Source organism: Natronolimnohabitans sp. A-GB9 (assembly GCF_030848565.1).
GTDB lineage: Archaea > Halobacteriota > Halobacteria > Halobacteriales > Natrialbaceae > Natronolimnohabitans.
Map to the genome: position 1 here is coordinate 47947 of NZ_JAVDDV010000002.1, position 14318 is coordinate 62264.

General features: G+C 63.7%; 12 protein-coding genes. 1 reads left to right on the plus strand and 11 read right to left on the minus strand.

What is annotated here, in order from left to right; all coding sequences use genetic code 11:
- Nucleotides 1–17: 17 nt before the first annotated feature.
- From gcvPB to RBH26_RS02725, 10 genes are all read right to left on the minus strand, one after another.
- The gene (gcvPB, locus tag RBH26_RS02680) at nt 18–1511 is read right to left on the minus strand and encodes an aminomethyl-transferring glycine dehydrogenase subunit GcvPB (protein WP_306756375.1); all 1494 of its coding nucleotides are present in this window, start codon (nt 1509–1511) and stop codon (nt 18–20) included.
- On the minus strand, nt 1508–2845 hold the full coding sequence (gene gcvPA, locus RBH26_RS02685; protein ID WP_306756376.1) for an aminomethyl-transferring glycine dehydrogenase subunit GcvPA: 1338 nt from the start codon (nt 2843–2845) through the stop codon (nt 1508–1510). Before gcvPA ends, gcvPB begins: the two co-directional genes overlap by 4 nt.
- Nucleotides 2846–3046: 201 nt before the next feature.
- Nucleotides 3047–4312, minus strand: a complete 1266-nt coding sequence (locus RBH26_RS02690; RefSeq protein ID WP_306756377.1) for an AI-2E family transporter — start codon at nt 4310–4312, stop codon at nt 3047–3049.
- Between the two features lie 72 nt (nt 4313–4384).
- A complete protein-coding gene (locus tag RBH26_RS02695; protein WP_306756378.1) occupies nt 4385–6826 on the minus strand; it encodes a cation-translocating P-type ATPase in 2442 nt (813 codons plus the stop codon).
- Nucleotides 6827–6835: 9 nt separating this feature from the next.
- Complete coding sequence (locus RBH26_RS02700; RefSeq protein ID WP_306756379.1) at nt 6836–7645, minus strand: sulfite exporter TauE/SafE family protein; 810 nt, start codon at nt 7643–7645, stop codon at nt 6836–6838.
- A gap of 206 nt (nt 7646–7851) precedes the next feature.
- Nucleotides 7852–9189, minus strand: coding sequence for a hydroxymethylglutaryl-CoA synthase (gene hmgB, locus RBH26_RS02705; RefSeq protein WP_306756380.1), 1338 nt, complete (start codon nt 9187–9189; stop codon nt 7852–7854).
- 806 nt (nt 9190–9995) lie between these two features.
- Nucleotides 9996–10577, minus strand: coding sequence for a hypothetical protein (locus tag RBH26_RS02710; RefSeq protein ID WP_306756382.1), 582 nt, complete (start codon nt 10575–10577; stop codon nt 9996–9998).
- 121 nt (nt 10578–10698) lie between these two features.
- Complete coding sequence (locus RBH26_RS02715; RefSeq protein WP_306756384.1) at nt 10699–11043, minus strand: glutaredoxin domain-containing protein; 345 nt, start codon at nt 11041–11043, stop codon at nt 10699–10701.
- Nucleotides 11044–11118: 75 nt separating this feature from the next.
- Nucleotides 11119–11586: a DUF6691 family protein gene (locus RBH26_RS02720; RefSeq protein WP_306756385.1), complete on the minus strand. Its 468-nt coding sequence runs from the start codon at nt 11584–11586 to the stop codon at nt 11119–11121.
- A gap of 1 nt (nt 11587) precedes the next feature.
- Nucleotides 11588–12142: a YeeE/YedE family protein gene (locus RBH26_RS02725; protein ID WP_306756386.1), complete on the minus strand. Its 555-nt coding sequence runs from the start codon at nt 12140–12142 to the stop codon at nt 11588–11590.
- 407 nt (nt 12143–12549) lie between these two features.
- Here RBH26_RS02725 and RBH26_RS02730 point away from each other — a divergent pair, with 407 nt between their 5' ends.
- Nucleotides 12550–13890 carry a transposase gene (locus tag RBH26_RS02730; protein ID WP_306756388.1) on the plus strand — a complete coding sequence of 447 codons (1341 nt, stop codon included), beginning with the start codon at nt 12550–12552 and terminating at the stop codon, nt 13888–13890.
- A 207-nt stretch (nt 13891–14097) separates the two neighbouring features.
- On the opposite strand, the gene RBH26_RS02735 is transcribed toward RBH26_RS02730, so the two are convergent.
- The gene (locus tag RBH26_RS02735) at nt 14098–14226 is read right to left on the minus strand and encodes a hypothetical protein (RefSeq protein ID WP_306756389.1); all 129 of its coding nucleotides are present in this window, start codon (nt 14224–14226) and stop codon (nt 14098–14100) included.
- Nucleotides 14227–14318 lie beyond the last annotated feature (92 nt).

A 14318-nucleotide genomic window follows, 5' to 3' on the forward strand; every position in this document is an offset into this window, starting at 1 on the left:
GACCGTCCGCCGACGTCCTACTCCTCGCCGTCCTCGAGTGCGTGCCAGGACAGCCGCGGGTTTCGCGCGGCGCTGGTCTGATCGATCCGTCGGGCGGTGGTGCGTTCGGGCGAGCTCTCGAGTGTTCCGTCGTCTTCGTCCGCGACGGCGTTGAACGCGGCTGCGAGTCGGTCGAGGGTCTCCTTGCTCTCGACCTCCGTCGGCTCGGTCATCAGCGCCTCGGGGACGATCTCAGGCCACTTGGTCGTCGGCGGGTGGACGCCGTAGTCGAGCATCCGTTTCGCGACGTCGGCGGCGTCCTGGTCGCCCGCGCTGGCGACGAACTCGTGGTGGAACGGTTCGTAAGGAACGTCGTACTCGATCCGGCTCGCGAGGTAGTTCGCGTTGAGGACGGCCTTCGCACTGGCGTCGGTCAGCCCCTCGTCGCCCAGTCGAGCGATGTAGGCGAAGGTCTTGATCAACACGAGCCAGTTGCCCTGATAGCCGTGGACCTTGCCGATGGTGTGTTCGGGGTCGAACAGTTCGTAGGTCGTTTCGGTGTCGGTCGAGTCGGCTTCCCGTACACGAGGGGACGGCAGGAACGGCGCCAGCTCGTCGACGACGCCGACGGGACCAGCACCCGGCCCACCCCCTCCGTGGGGCGTCGCGAACGTCTTGTGGACGTTGTAGTGCATCACGTCGAATCCCATGTCACCCGGCCGCGCACGGCCGAGTAGGGCGTTGAGGTTGGCCCCGTCGTAGTACAACAGTCCGCCGACGTCGTGGACCATGTCGGCGATCTCCTCGATGTCGCGTTCGAACAGTCCCAGCGTGTTCGGGTTCGTAAGCATCAGTGCCGCCGTATTCTCGGAGAGGGCGGCCTCGAGCGCCTCGAGATCGACTCGACCGGCGTCGTCGCTTGGCAGCGAGACGACGTCGTAGCCGCCCAGCGCGGCGCTGGCGAAGTTCGTTCCGTGGGCACTTTCGGGGACGATGACCTCGTCGCGGCCTTCCTCGCCGTTGTGCTCGTGGTAGGCCGCAGCGACGCGGATCCCGACGAACTCGCCGGCGGCGCCGGCGGGTGGCTGGAGCGTCACGGCGTCCATGCCACCGATCCGTCCCAGGTAATCCTGTAGCCGGTACATGAGCTCGAGCGTGCCCTGGACCGACTTCTCCGAGCGATCGGGATGGACCGCACCCGAGGGAAGTGCAGCCACGTCCTCGGTGAACTTGGGGTTGTACTTCATCGTACACGAGCCAAGCGGGTACGGTCCGCTGTCGATCCCGTAGACCATCTGGGAGAGACGCGTGTAGTGGCGCGCCAGTTCGGGCTCGGAGAGAGACGGGAGCTCGATCGAATCGCGAGTGAGGTCGTCGGGAAGCGGCGAGTCGTCGCCACCGACCTCGACGCGCGTTTGGTCTTTCTCCGATAGTAGTGGCTCGTACTGTCCGTTCTCGACGTAGCGAGCCTGGTCGTAACGGGCCTGTTCGTCTGCGCTGGCGTGGTCGGCGGCGTCAGGTTCGTCGCTCATCGAACCACCTCCTCGAGGGCCGCGACGAACGCATCGAGTCGTTCGTCGGAGACGCCGGCGACGCAGAGCTGTATCTCGTCTTCGCCGACGACGTGGACCGCGAAGCCGCGATCCTCGAGGTCGTCGGCGACCGCCCGCGCCGGCCGATCGACCCGGGCGACGAACTCCCTGAGGTGGTGGCGGTCGTGAACCGGCGCGTCGACGCCCTCGAGATCGTCGACTCGGGCGGCGAGATTCTGAGCGCGGGTGACACCGCGGTTCGCGAGGTCGACCAGCCCGTCGGGGCCGAGGGACGCGGCGTGCATCGCCGTTCGCAACGCGACCCAGGCCTGGTTGGTACAGATGTTACTCGTCGCCCGTTCCCGGCGGATGTGTTGTTCGCGGGTCTGGAGCGTCAGCGTGAACGCCCGCCGGTCGGTCGCGTCCTCGCTGGCGCCGACGAGTCGGCCGGGGACCTGTCGGAGGTAGTCCTCGCGACACGCGAACAGGCCGAGCCCCATCCCGTAGCTCGTCGGCAAGCCGAGTACGCTCGCGTCGCCGACGACGACGTCGGCGCCGACGTCGGCCGGTCGCTGGAGCACCGAGAGCGCGATCGGATCCGAGCCGAGGACGAACAGCGCGTCGTTTTCGGCGGCGAACTCGCCGATCGACGCGAGCCCTTCCTCGATCGTCCCCCGTACTGTCGGATTCTCCGCGTAAACCATGACGACGTCCTCGCCGACGGCTTCCTCGAGAGCCGCCAGATCGGCGTTTCCGTCGTCGGTCGGGTACTCTTCGATCGCGAGATCGGTGCCGGCGACGTAGTTCTCGAGCGTCGAGCGCCGTCCCTCGAGCAAGCGGTCGGGGACGAGCACTCGATGGCCGCTCGTCGTGCGGACGCGTTCGGCCAGCGTCGCGGCCTCGCCGAGTGCCGTCGCAGCGTCGTACATCGAGCAGTTGGCGACGTCGAGTCCCGTCAACTCGACCAGAAGCGACTGGTACTCGAACAGCGCCTGCAGGAACCCCTGTGAGACCTCCGGCTGGTACTGCGTATACGAGGTGAGAAACTCCGAGCGATCCGCGAGGTGATCGACCAGCGACGGCACGTAGTAGCCGTAGTGGCCCCGACCCAGAAGCTCGGTCAGGTCGTCGTTGCGACGTAAAATCGAGCGGACGAGCCGCCGTGTCTCCCGTTCCGATCTCGCGTCGATCCCGAACGTCCCGTCGAACCCGACCGCGTCGGGGATATCGAAGAGGTCATCGATCGACTCCGCGCCGATCGTCTCGAGCATCCGCGACTGTTCCGTCTCCGTGTGGGGAGCGTACGGGCTCCCCGTGGCGTCTGATCCGTGCATGGCTTAGTCGTCCCGGTCCCGATCGTGCGCGTCTGTCCATCCCCACCCGCGTCGGTTGCGGGCGCCGATCCGAGACATGATACCCGAGCATAACGGACAGAGGGTAATGAACGCACCCCTTCGATTCGGCAGCGGATAGACACGAGAGGGGGTACCCCACCCCGCTCCACGTCGCCCCACCTCGCCCCGTCCGGACGGCGATCACCCCGATCGATCCGCCTCGGTGTCGGCCGGCGTCCCCGAACGCGAGTCCAGTCCGTCCCGGGTTTCGCTGTCGGTGCTCTCGTCGCCGGTATCCGACTCCGACACGCCGTCGCGCCCGGACGCTTCCGACGGCTGCTCGTCCGCTTCGACGGCACCCACCGTATCCGCGTCGTTACTGTCGTCTTCCTCGGCGCCGGCCTCGGATTCGGGCTCGACTCGAGCGGACGAGTCGAGGTCGGCGGTCCGTTCTCGAGCGAAGGCGTCGAGGGTGACTTTCGCACCGCCGAGGACGACGGGGCCGATAAAGAGGCCGACCGCGCCGAAGACGACGATCCCGCCGAAGATCCCGACGACGACGATAGCGGAGTTGAAGGCACTCGTCCGACCGATGAGAGCGGGCCGAAGGTAGGTATCGGAGGCGCTGACGAGCGAACCGTAGGCCGCGATCGCGACGGCACCGACGAGATCGTTGGTAGCGGCGAGATAGACGGCGACGGGCAGCCAGACGCCGAAGGCACCGATCAGCGGGAGCAGGGCCAATACGAACGTCGTCACGGTGAGCAAGACGACGGCAGGAATGCCAAGCACCGCCAGCGCGAGTCCGAGCGCGATCGCCTGGATCGCCGCGACGGCGACGTTCCCGACCACGGAAGCCCACATGAGCTGATCGAGCTCGGCCAGCAGCTCTCGCTGGATCTCGTCGTCGATCGGTAACACGGTTTGCGTCCAGGCGACGAGCCGATCGCCGTCGCGCAACAGCGCAAAGAGCACGAACACTGTCACTGTCAGCCCGATCAGTATCGCCGGGAGGCCGCTGACGAGTTCGATGCCGCTGGTCGCGAGTCCCTGCAACGCGGTTCCGATCGGCTCCTGGTAGGTGTCATAGAGATCGGAGAGATCGATCCCGTGGCCGTCCTCGAGTTGCGCTTCGACGTCTGCCATGCCGAGTGACCCCTCCTGGATCGCCGTCAACACCTCGAGCGCTTGGCCGAGTGCGATCGCGAGCACGTACGTGACCGGGAGGAGGATCGCCAACACGGCAATCGTGACGAGGACGAGCGCGGCCAGCATCGAGCCGAGGGTGCGCTCGAGGCGCCGCTGAGCCGGCATGAGGATATACGCGAGGACGATTCCGAGCAACACGTACTGGAGATATGGCAGGAGGATAAGCGTCGCGAGGAAGACGCTGAGGGCCGCCAGAATCGTCATCCCGGTTCGGTTAGAGAGCCATCCCGGCCCTGGCGGGTCGGATCGGTCGGCCATGGGCCGTGTTACGAGCCCCCGACAGATGATTGCACTGGCGACTTTCAGTTCGGTGACGTACAGCGGTCCGTATTAATCGTCGAGCAGCGACCGCGAGGAGTTGGTGACGACCAGGAGGCTGCTCAGTCCCATCGCGATCGCAGCAAACAGCGGGTTGAGCAGGCTCGTCACGGCAAGTGGGATCGCGATCCCGTTGTAACAGAACGCCCAGCCGATGTTGCCTTTCACGCGGCGGTCGGTCGCGCGTGCGAGTTCGAAGACGGTGTCGACCGACGAGAGGTCGTCGTCGACGAGAGCGACGTCGGCCGCGTCGGCAGCCATCGCAGTCCCGCCGCCGAGCGCGATGCCGAGATCGGCGGCAGCGAGTGCCGGCGCGTCGTTGGTCCCATCGCCGATCATGACGGTCTGGCCCTGCTGGCCGAGTCGCTCGACGGTCTCGGCTTTCCCCTCCGGCGGGACGCCTGCAAACACTTGATCGATGGCTGCGTGCTCACGGAAGCGACTCGCAGCGCGGGCGTCGTCGCCCGTGAGGACGACGACGTCGGTGTCGGTCTCGGCGATCGCCGACAGCGTCTCGTCCCACCCCTCGCGGAGGTCGTCGCCGACGACGACGACACCATCAGCGGACCCGTCACGGCCAACGGCGACCGGGACGCGACCGGTCTCGCGGTGCTCGTGGACTGTCTCGAGGATCTCCTCGGACACCGTCCAGCCACGGTCGCGCAACAGGTCCGGGTGACCGACGACGATCTCTTCGCCGTCGACGACGCCCGTGACGCCGTTGCGGTGGCTCTCGAAGGACTCGATGCGCTCGTCGGCAGTCGTGTCGGATTCGGCATCGGCTGTGGCGGCCGTCTCCGATTCGACTGCGCCGCCGTCGGCGACCGGTCGCTCGGCCGCGATCGCCTCGCCGACGGGATGAGCGGACCGCCCCTCGAGTGTCGCCGCCTTCTCGAGGAGGTCGTCGTCGACGTCGGCGTCGACGACCGTCATATCGCCGGTAGTCAGCGTTCCGGTCTTGTCGAAGACGACGGTATCGGCGTCGCGGATACGTTCGAAGACGCTGTCGTCGAAGACGACGATCGAACGCTCTAAGGCGTCGCGGATCCCGGCAGCGACGGCAAGCGGCGTCGCCAGCCCGAGCGCGCAGGGACAGGAGACGATCAGCACGGTCAGTCCGACGAGCAACGCGTCGCCGATACCCGAGCCAAGCAGAAGGTAGATGGTCGTGACGACGACTGCGAGGACGAGGACGAGTGGGACGAAGATCGTCGCCAACTTGTCCGCGAGCTTCTGGATGCCGTGGGTGCCACTCTGGAGGTCCCAGACGAGTTCGCTGATCCGATCTAAGGTGCTCGTCGCGTCTTCGCCGACGCGAATCGTGAGTGCGCCATCCGAGACTGTCGATCCGCCGACGACGTCGTCGCCGTCGGTCTTCGTGACCGGCAGCGATTCGCCGGTGACGACCGCCTCGTCGACCGCGGCCTCACCGTCGACGACCGTCCCGTCGATCGGGATCCGTTCGCCACCACGGACCAGTACACGGTCGCCAGCCGTCAGCCCGTCGACAGTTACTTCTTCGGTGTCACCGTCTTCGCGGACGCGTCGGGCCTCGTCGACCTGAACGGCCGTCAGATCCGAGAGCCGTTCGGTTGCCTTCCGCTTGATCTCGGACTCGTAGTAGCTCCCGACGGTGACGATGACGATGATCGCGACCGTGACGTCGTAGTAGAGGTGGACTTCGTCGGCGATGGCGATCGAAATCGTACTGTAGAGCCACGCGCTGACGGCGGCGATCGACACGAGCAGGTCCATGTTCGGCGACCGCGTTTTGACCGCGACGTAAGCACCCTGCAGGATCGGCTTTCCGGTTATGACCAGGATGATCGTCGTCAGCGCTCCGATCCCGAGGAAAAACGGTGTCGCGATGTCGCTTGCAAGCGCCTCCGAGAAGAACTCGGCTGTCCGCTCGTCGTAGAACGCCCCGTCGAAGTAAGTGGGGTAGATGATGACGACGTACTGTAACATCACCATCATTCCCATGAGAACGCCGACGGCGATCCGGCCCATCTCCCAGTTGTCTGCCCGTCGGCGGCTGATCGCGTCCTTGCGGTCGTACGCACTGTAGCCCAGTTGGCTGATGTCGTCTTTGAGCGTCTCGACGGGGGCGACGTCGGGGTCGTGGTCGACTCTGACCGTGTCCGTGACGTAACTCGAGCTGACGTTGCTCACGCCGTCGGTCTCGCTTGCGACCGTCTCGATAAACGCCTCGCAGGTCGCACAGTACATCCCGTCGACCTCGAGGAACGTCGTCTCGTGGTCCGGCGGCACCGTCCGGTCCTCGTCGCGTTCGGCTCGGGTCTCGCGGACGTCGTCGGCGTCGACGGTGTCGATGTCGCCGAGCGCGTCGTACACGTCGCGACAGCCCTGACAACAGAACGCGTTTCCGTCCGCCGTGACGCCGCTCTCCTCGACGGGCAGCTCACACAGCGTACAGGAGTTCGAACTCGACATGACTGATCGTTAGTGGTGGTCGTGGCCCCCAGGCGCGTCCAGGCCGTCGTAGAACGGCAGCTCCGGATGCGGGAGGTGGATCCCCAGGCTCATCAATCCGTGTGTTAGCAGGACGTAGCCGAGGACGACGAACGCGACCCCGAGCAATCGGTGGACGCGCCGTCGGTGGGTCGCATCGACCGCGTCGATGACGGTCCCGTAGGCGAAGACGGCAGGCACCGTTCCGATCCCGAGTGCGGCGAGTGCGAGGGCGCCGCTGGTCGGCGACCCGGTCGTAAACGCGTAGAGGAACGCGGGATAGAGGACCGGACACGGCAACAGCCCGTGAACCGCACCTAATCCGACGATTCCCGGCCCGTTCGCGAGTCGATCGACGTGTGCCGTCAGCCAGCCGGTGACTCGCTGTAGACCAGGTATCTGGATCCCGCCGGTCGTCCGCCCCAGCGCGTAGTAGACGCCAGTCGCGATGACGAACGCGCCGATGACGAGGCCGAGACCGCCACGGACGACGTCGACGACCGGCGTGAGCTGCTCGGTCGTGACGAACAACAGTCCGCCAAGCGCGCCGAAGGCGGCCCCGAGGAGAGTGTAACTCGCCGTCCGACCCAGATTGAACAGTGCGTGCTGGCGGACCTCGTAGGTCGAGAGATGACCCGTCCGTCGGGTCGCAGCGGTCGCTCCGTCCTCGGTCCCGTCGTCCATCCGATTGGCATACACCGTCACGAGCGGCCCACACATCCCGATACAGTGGGCACCGGCGAGCAGACCGATGACCAGAAACAGCGCGACGTCGACACCGAGGAACGTAAGCGGGTCCATAGTTGAGTGATTCTCGAATCCCCGTTGATCGACCTAGTTAGCCGACGGTGTAGTGCGTTTCGCTCGAGTCGCGGCTTTCGACGATCGTACCACTACACGCGACGATAGGAGCCTCCCTCAGAGATCGTCCCGCTCACCGGATTCGTCCCGCGAAAATAGCTCTCGGTAACCGTTATCTGACAGATACTGGCTCGTATCCGACAGTATCACTCGACGTAGCGGTACTTCCGCTCGCCCATTCGACCCCAGCCGTCGAAGACGAACTCGGATTCGGGCGTCGTGAACTCCTCGACGTCGACGTCCATGTCGTGGTTGTGTGCGTCGTGGATCTCCTCGTAGTCCTCCCAGGACATATCGTATCGGTCCTCGAGTTGCTCTTCGACGTTCAGCGCCTCGATCTCCGCTTCCCAGCCGTCCTGGACGGTCTCGGCGTGGATTTCCGCCTGGGCACCGCTGCCGTAGGAGCCGACCAGCAGCATCTCGTCGGTCATCTCGCGGCCGTCCTCGAGTGCTCGTTTGAGCGCGCTCACGCGGGCGATGTGGACGGAGCCGGTGTACCAGTTACCGACCTCACGGGAGATCGACAGCGTCGGATCGATCGTCGCGTCGTACCACTCCTGATAGGCCGCGGTCTCTTTGAGCGCATCCATATACTCCCGCATGGCGTCGCGGTACGCTTCGTCGGAATCGAACGCCTCTGGACGGGGCTGGCGACCGATCTCCTCGGCGAGTTCGTCCTCGATGCTCGTATCGCGGATAACGTGTCGATAGGCGAGCATGGCCGCCTTCCGAACCATCCCCGGGAACGGCGTGTGGAACGGCACGAACGCGACGTCGTCTGGATGAACGTCGCCGGCGACGCTCTCGTAATCCTCCAGGGCCTCCCGCATCCGGGCGAGATACACCTGCACGGAACGTTTCCCGTCGACGGAAGGGAACTGCTGGTTGGGCTTGAGGAAGTCGGTCTCGTCGGCCGAGCCATAGCCCTGTCCGGTCGAGAGTTCCACGAGGTCGGGATCCTCGCTGATGTACATCGCGACGGCGCCGGCACCTTGGGTCGCCTCGCCGGCGTCACCGCGGGCGTAAAGCGCCGTGTCGGTCGCGATCACGAGCGCGCCGCGACCACGGTTGCGTCCCGCACGGATCCAGTTGCAGGCGTCGTCTAAGCTCTGGGTGCCCGCGATGCAGGCGAACTTCCGTTCGCCTTTGTTGGCGTGGTGGAAGTCGCCGTCGAAGACCTGCTCGAGACAGCCGGCGACGTACGTCGAAACCGGCTTCGAGTTGTCGAAAGCGCTCTCGGTCGCGACGTCGATTCGACCGATATCGTCGGGCGCTAAGCCTTTCCGCTCCATCAGCCGGTGGGCGGCGTTTGCCCCCATCGTGACGATGTCTTCGTAGCTGTCGGGGAACGAACTGGCGTTCAGGCCGAGCCCTTTGGTGTATTTCTCGGGGTCTTCACCCTTCTGCGGGGCGAACGTGCCAGGAAGGTCGAGTTTGAGGTTCCCGGTCCAGATCTCGACGGCGTCGATACCGACTGCGGTCATACATTCGTATTCGGAAAGCGCACATATGGTACTGTCGATGAATATTTCGACGACTGTCGAATTAGGTCGACAGTTCGGGCGGTCCCGAGTCGAACTGAACGCTCACGCGGTCGACTCGACCGCCACCCATCGTGATACCGCCTTGCTCCCGCCGGTGGGCGCGTGTCGGAATCCTCCCGACGATCGACCCGAAACCGCGTCGAGGTGCTCGATCAACGTCGGTTTCCGATCGGATCGCGGACCGTCTCTCGACAGTCGGAGTTATATTCGTCCGTTCACACACCCAACTTTTCATAAGAGAACCAAACTACTTATTAACAGATCGCTCGTAATGTCGAATGGTCGGGATCCAGCCCGGCAGCTCGAACCTCCCGACCAGTGTGCCCGACTCCTGGTTCGACCGGCAGCCCGCCCGCTTTCGGTCGAGTCAGTGCCCGGATTCGTTCGTCGACTCGAGCGTTGTCCGCCTTCGCGGGCAACTCTTGATTTACTCGTGCCAGGGATCGACGCCGGTGGCCGTACTCGAGCCACATTATCGATCCCGTCACCCTGACACTGACACGCAGCAGTCCGTATGACACTTCGTCCACGAAAGCCGCTAGTAACAGCTGCGCTGGCGATCCCGTTGATGGGACTGATACGGACTACTGTACGTCGGTACCGGCGCAACCGCGACCCGGGCTGCGGTTGCACCGGTACATCGGTACAGCAATCCGTATGAGACGGCATCGAAACCGAGATAGAGCCGACGAGACGCGACAGCGCTGCCGCTGGATCGTGGGTCGGCTCCGAAGAAACGAGACCGCTTAGTCCGAGATGAACTTGTTGTCCCGCCAGTTGACACCGCCCTGGCCGGAGTCGTGGTCTCGAGGCCCTTCGACGACCTCGATGTTGGCTGGCCGCGGTTCGCCTTCGACGATCTGGGTCGCCTCGAGGTCGCCCTCACGCTCGGAGATCGCCGTCAGGGTCCCCTTCTCGGCTGCTTCGGCGATGCCACAGAGAACGAGGAACATCTGGTACTGAAGCAGTGAGTTCTGGAGGACCGTCTCGCGGTCGCCTTTAAACGCCGCGAACTCGACCAGTTCGGATTCGATCTCCTCTTCTTCTTCTTCGTCCCAGCGGAACGCGTTGCGCCGTTCGTCGGGGTCTTCCTCGTAGACCCGGTTCTCGGTGACGCTGGCTTTTAGCTGGGCCGTCGGGGTGTACTTGCTGACCGACTCATCCTCGGCGACGGCTTTGAGAATGAGCGTGTTGTTTCGCCGCGTTATCTCCACGTCGGCGATTCCGTCGGGGAACGTCGCCTCTTCGATGTGTTCCCGAAGGTCTTCGAGTGGTAGTTCGAGGGTTGAATGCAGCCGATATACGTGTCTGGATTCCTCTGTTGACATAGTGGGATGATCTGCGGCGATAGTCGCTCAGTGCCTAGTACGGGTGCGTGACTTATATGACCTGCTATTGAATACGTGCTCGACCCGGTCGGATGAATTCGATCGGGAGTCCGGTGTCGGACTACTCGGCGTTTAGCGTCTCGGCCAGTTCGTCGCGCTCCTCGAGTTCCTCTAAGACGTCCGAGCCGCCGACGAACTCGCCGTCGACGAACGTCTGTGGGATCGTCTCCCACCCACTGTGGCGTTCGAGGGCAGCACGATACTCGTCTAACGACTCGAGAACGTCGACGGTCTCGTACTCCTCACGGTGGCTGTCGATGAGACCGAGCGCCTTCCGCGAGTAGCCACACTGGGGCATCAGCGCGGTCCCCTTCATGAAGAGGACGACGTCGTTGTTCTCGATGACGTCGTCGACCTGGTCGTTGACCTCGTCCTGATCGAGTCCCTGGTTCGGTGGGAAGTCCATATCCGTTCATATGACGGTGCGAGGGGATAGGCCTTGCGTCGTCTTCCGTCCTGAAACTCGAGGAAGGGGCTGCGATCAGTCTGCCGCCGTCGGAGACGTCCCACTCTCCTCGCCGGCCGAACGCCAGTACCCCTGGAGATACGCGCCGACGAACATACCGGCGATACCGTAGAGGATGACGACGTTGCCGATACCGAGACTGGCGTAGGCCGCGCCAGGACAGATCCCCGAGAGCCCCCAGCCGACGCCGAAGATGCCACCACCGAGGATCACGTTTCTGTCCAGCTGCTTCAGGCGTCGCGTGTAGACCGCACCCGTAAGTGGCGCCTCACTACGGACCCGTTTGATACCGAAGACGGTGATGCCGGTCACGACTGCGGCGCCGAACATTACGAACAGCAGGCCGAAGTCCTCGAACTGCAGGAAGTTCAGAACGATCTCGGGCTGGGCCATGTGGCTGAAACCGAGGCCGAAGCCGAAGATCAGCCCACCGACGAACACCAGCGGCAGGAACAGCGGGTGTTGCTCGTGTTCGGCGGTCATACTACGGATTCACCCCCACTGCCTGGACCAGCTGTGCGACCCCGATCGCGACGAGCAGGAACGTCGCGACGCCGACGAACGACGCACTCGAGGCGGAGCCGACGCCACAGACGCCATGGCCGGACGTACAGCCCTTGCCGAGACGAGTACCGATCCCGACGAGGATCCCGCCGAGGAACAGCCGCCAGGGCTGGACCTCGGTCAGCCAGATCGTCAGCCCGCCGACCTCCCGCAGTTCGCCGGTCGTCGCTGGCTGGTGGAGTGAACTCGAGACGAATCCGGACTGGAACGTCAGCGCGTAGACGGCCGCTCCCGCGACGATGCCGAGCGTGAAGACGACCCGCCAGTCACGCGAGGCGCGATACTGCTGGAAGCGCGACCGGTCCGAGACGTACGACAGCGTCGACTCGAGAAAGGTACTCGCGCCGGCCGGGATCGCGGTCCCGAGATAGATCACCGCGACCCCGAGACCCACGAGCAGGCCGCCGATCGCGTAGTGGCTGATCCCGGTGGGGAACAGCTCCGCGACCATCGCGACGTGAAGTGTCGTGATCATTAGTTGTAGGAAGGAAACGCCCGCGTATCAAAGCTACCTTTCAACAGCGAGAGAGTCCCGCCGTTCACGGCGTTCGCAAGACCTGTGGTCTTGCGCGCACACCGGAATTCGTCGAGTTCCGGGGACGCTGACGAGAGCAAAAGCTCTCGTTCGCACACCAGAACGCAAAGCGTTCTGGGGACGGGTGTCAATCGCGTGCGCTCCGGTGGGAAACCGTCGTATTACTGCTGGTCCTGAGTCTCCAACGCTTCCAGACCTGCTTCTAACACCTCTGTATACGCTTCCGAGAGGTCCAAATCGTTCGCTTCTGCGTAGTCTTTGACTCGGCCACCGAGCGTGTGTGAAATGTCGATGTTGGGCCGCATGACGAAAGGACTTTCAGACTAAATGTATAATAATCTGTTGTCGTGAAGCGCACCAACACGTTCGCCGTGCGGCCACTCTCCGATACCGGAGAGCAACTGCTACGAGACCTGTTGGACGCTTCCGCCGCTCTCTGGAACGAGGTCAACTACGAACGCCTCATGCGGTACAACGACGAGGACGGCTACGAAGACGAAGACGTGTGGGACGCCGATACAGGCAGTCTCGAAGGCAAATACAAAGGCATGCTCGGTACGTCCACCGCTCAACAGGTGATACGGAAGAACTCCGAAGCATGGCGCGGATTCTTCGAGAACAAGAAAGCGTATCACGACGAGTCGGATACGTCAGTCACTGAACACCCGGAACCACCGGGATTCTGGGGCAACAAAGACGACGGACGCAAACTCCATACCGTCATCCGCAACACGTCGTATACCGTCAAATGGGGCGACCGCTCCCGGCTCGAAATACTGGTCGGGAGCGGGTTGAAAGACCGATACGACCACACCGGGCGTCTCCGGCTGGAAATCGCTGGCAACCCGAATTGGCCCGACTACGAGAAACAGGGCCGGTTGGACCTGTGGTACGACGAGACAGGCAGCACCTTCCGAGCTTCGCAACCCGTGACTGTTTCTGACGATATACGGGACACTCCACTGGCCGACGAGAAGGCCGCTCTGGACATCGGTGCGAACAATCTCGTTGCCTGCACCACCACGACCGGTGAGCAATATCTGTATGAGGGCCGTGAGTTGTTCCAGCGATTCCGCGAGACGACGCGAGAAATCGCCCGGTTACAGTCGAAACTCGAAGAAGACCGATACAGTAGCGAGCGTATCCGGCGGCTGTACCAAAAACGGACTCGTCGCCGGGACCACGCTCAGGAAGCGTTGTGTCGTGACCTGCTGGAACGACTGTACGCCGAAGGCGTGGATACACTGTATATCGGTGGCTTGACCGACGTGCTGGACACGCACTGGTCGGTCGAGACGAATGCCAAAACCCACAACTTCTGGGCGTTCAAGCAGTTTACCGAGCGACTGGCCTGTACCGCCGAGGAATACGGTATCTCGGTAGAAGTCCGGTCAGAGGCGTGGACCAGTCAGGAGTGCCCGCAGTGTGGCGGCACAGACCGAACGACACGGCATCAGGATACACTCACCTGTCCGTGTGGGTTCGAGGGGCACGCCGACCTTACAGCGTCGGAAACGTTCCTAAAGCGGCACACGGAAGAAGCAGTCAGGCCGATGGCACGGCCCGTGCGGTTCGAGTGGGACGACCACGAATGGTCGGAGTCACCACACTCTCACCGTCCCAAAGAACAGCGCACAGACCCGAGTACCGTCCACCATGACGGGAATGTTGCCTCCGGCGAGTCGTAGACCGGCTGAGACTCCCACGGAGGAAACCGCGCCGTTCACGGCGCGGAGGATGTCATTCACGCGGGGAAACTTGTGTCTATCCCGGATCGTCACAGCTCCGGACAGTCATGCGGTCTCCTGTCGTCAATTACCGCCGGTTGCCGGGATAGGACGGCAATCGGCAGGACATCGGGACAGGGGTCCGTATCAGACTGACTACTGCCCGCCTCAGGCGCTTGCCGTCTCGAGGTCCGCTTTCTCGTACCGTCGCGCACAGTTGTGACACTGGTAGCCACCCTCGATATGCGCATAGAGGCGCTCTCCACAGTCCTGACACCGCCAGACGGGGTGGTTCATCTAGTCGGGTTGGGGAGCCGAACACGAATAAAAACTCGGGTGAACTGCTTAGCCCTACTCGTCCGACGAGTCAGTTCGTTGTGGACTGTAAA

Bases quoted from the DNA above. Each gene is read 5' to 3' on its own strand.
- gcvPB (WP_306756375.1), bottom strand. From the start codon at position 1,511: ATGAGCGACGAACCTGACGCCGCCGACCACGCCAGCGCAGACGAACAG.
- gcvPA (WP_306756376.1), bottom strand. From the start codon at position 2,845: ATGCACGGATCAGACGCCACGGGGAGCCCGTACGCTCCCCACACGGAG.
- RBH26_RS02690 (WP_306756377.1), bottom strand. From the start codon at position 4,312: ATGGCCGACCGATCCGACCCGCCAGGGCCGGGATGGCTCTCTAACCGA.
- RBH26_RS02695 (WP_306756378.1), bottom strand. From the start codon at position 6,826: ATGTCGAGTTCGAACTCCTGTACGCTGTGTGAGCTGCCCGTCGAGGAG.
- RBH26_RS02700 (WP_306756379.1), bottom strand. From the start codon at position 7,645: ATGGACCCGCTTACGTTCCTCGGTGTCGACGTCGCGCTGTTTCTGGTC.
- hmgB (WP_306756380.1), bottom strand. From the start codon at position 9,189: ATGACCGCAGTCGGTATCGACGCCGTCGAGATCTGGACCGGGAACCTC.
- RBH26_RS02710 (WP_306756382.1), bottom strand. From the start codon at position 10,577: ATGTCAACAGAGGAATCCAGACACGTATATCGGCTGCATTCAACCCTC.
- RBH26_RS02715 (WP_306756384.1), bottom strand. From the start codon at position 11,043: ATGGACTTCCCACCGAACCAGGGACTCGATCAGGACGAGGTCAACGAC.
- RBH26_RS02720 (WP_306756385.1), bottom strand. From the start codon at position 11,586: ATGACCGCCGAACACGAGCAACACCCGCTGTTCCTGCCGCTGGTGTTC.
- RBH26_RS02725 (WP_306756386.1), bottom strand. From the start codon at position 12,142: ATGATCACGACACTTCACGTCGCGATGGTCGCGGAGCTGTTCCCCACC.
- RBH26_RS02735 (WP_306756389.1), bottom strand. From the start codon at position 14,226: ATGAACCACCCCGTCTGGCGGTGTCAGGACTGTGGAGAGCGCCTCTAT.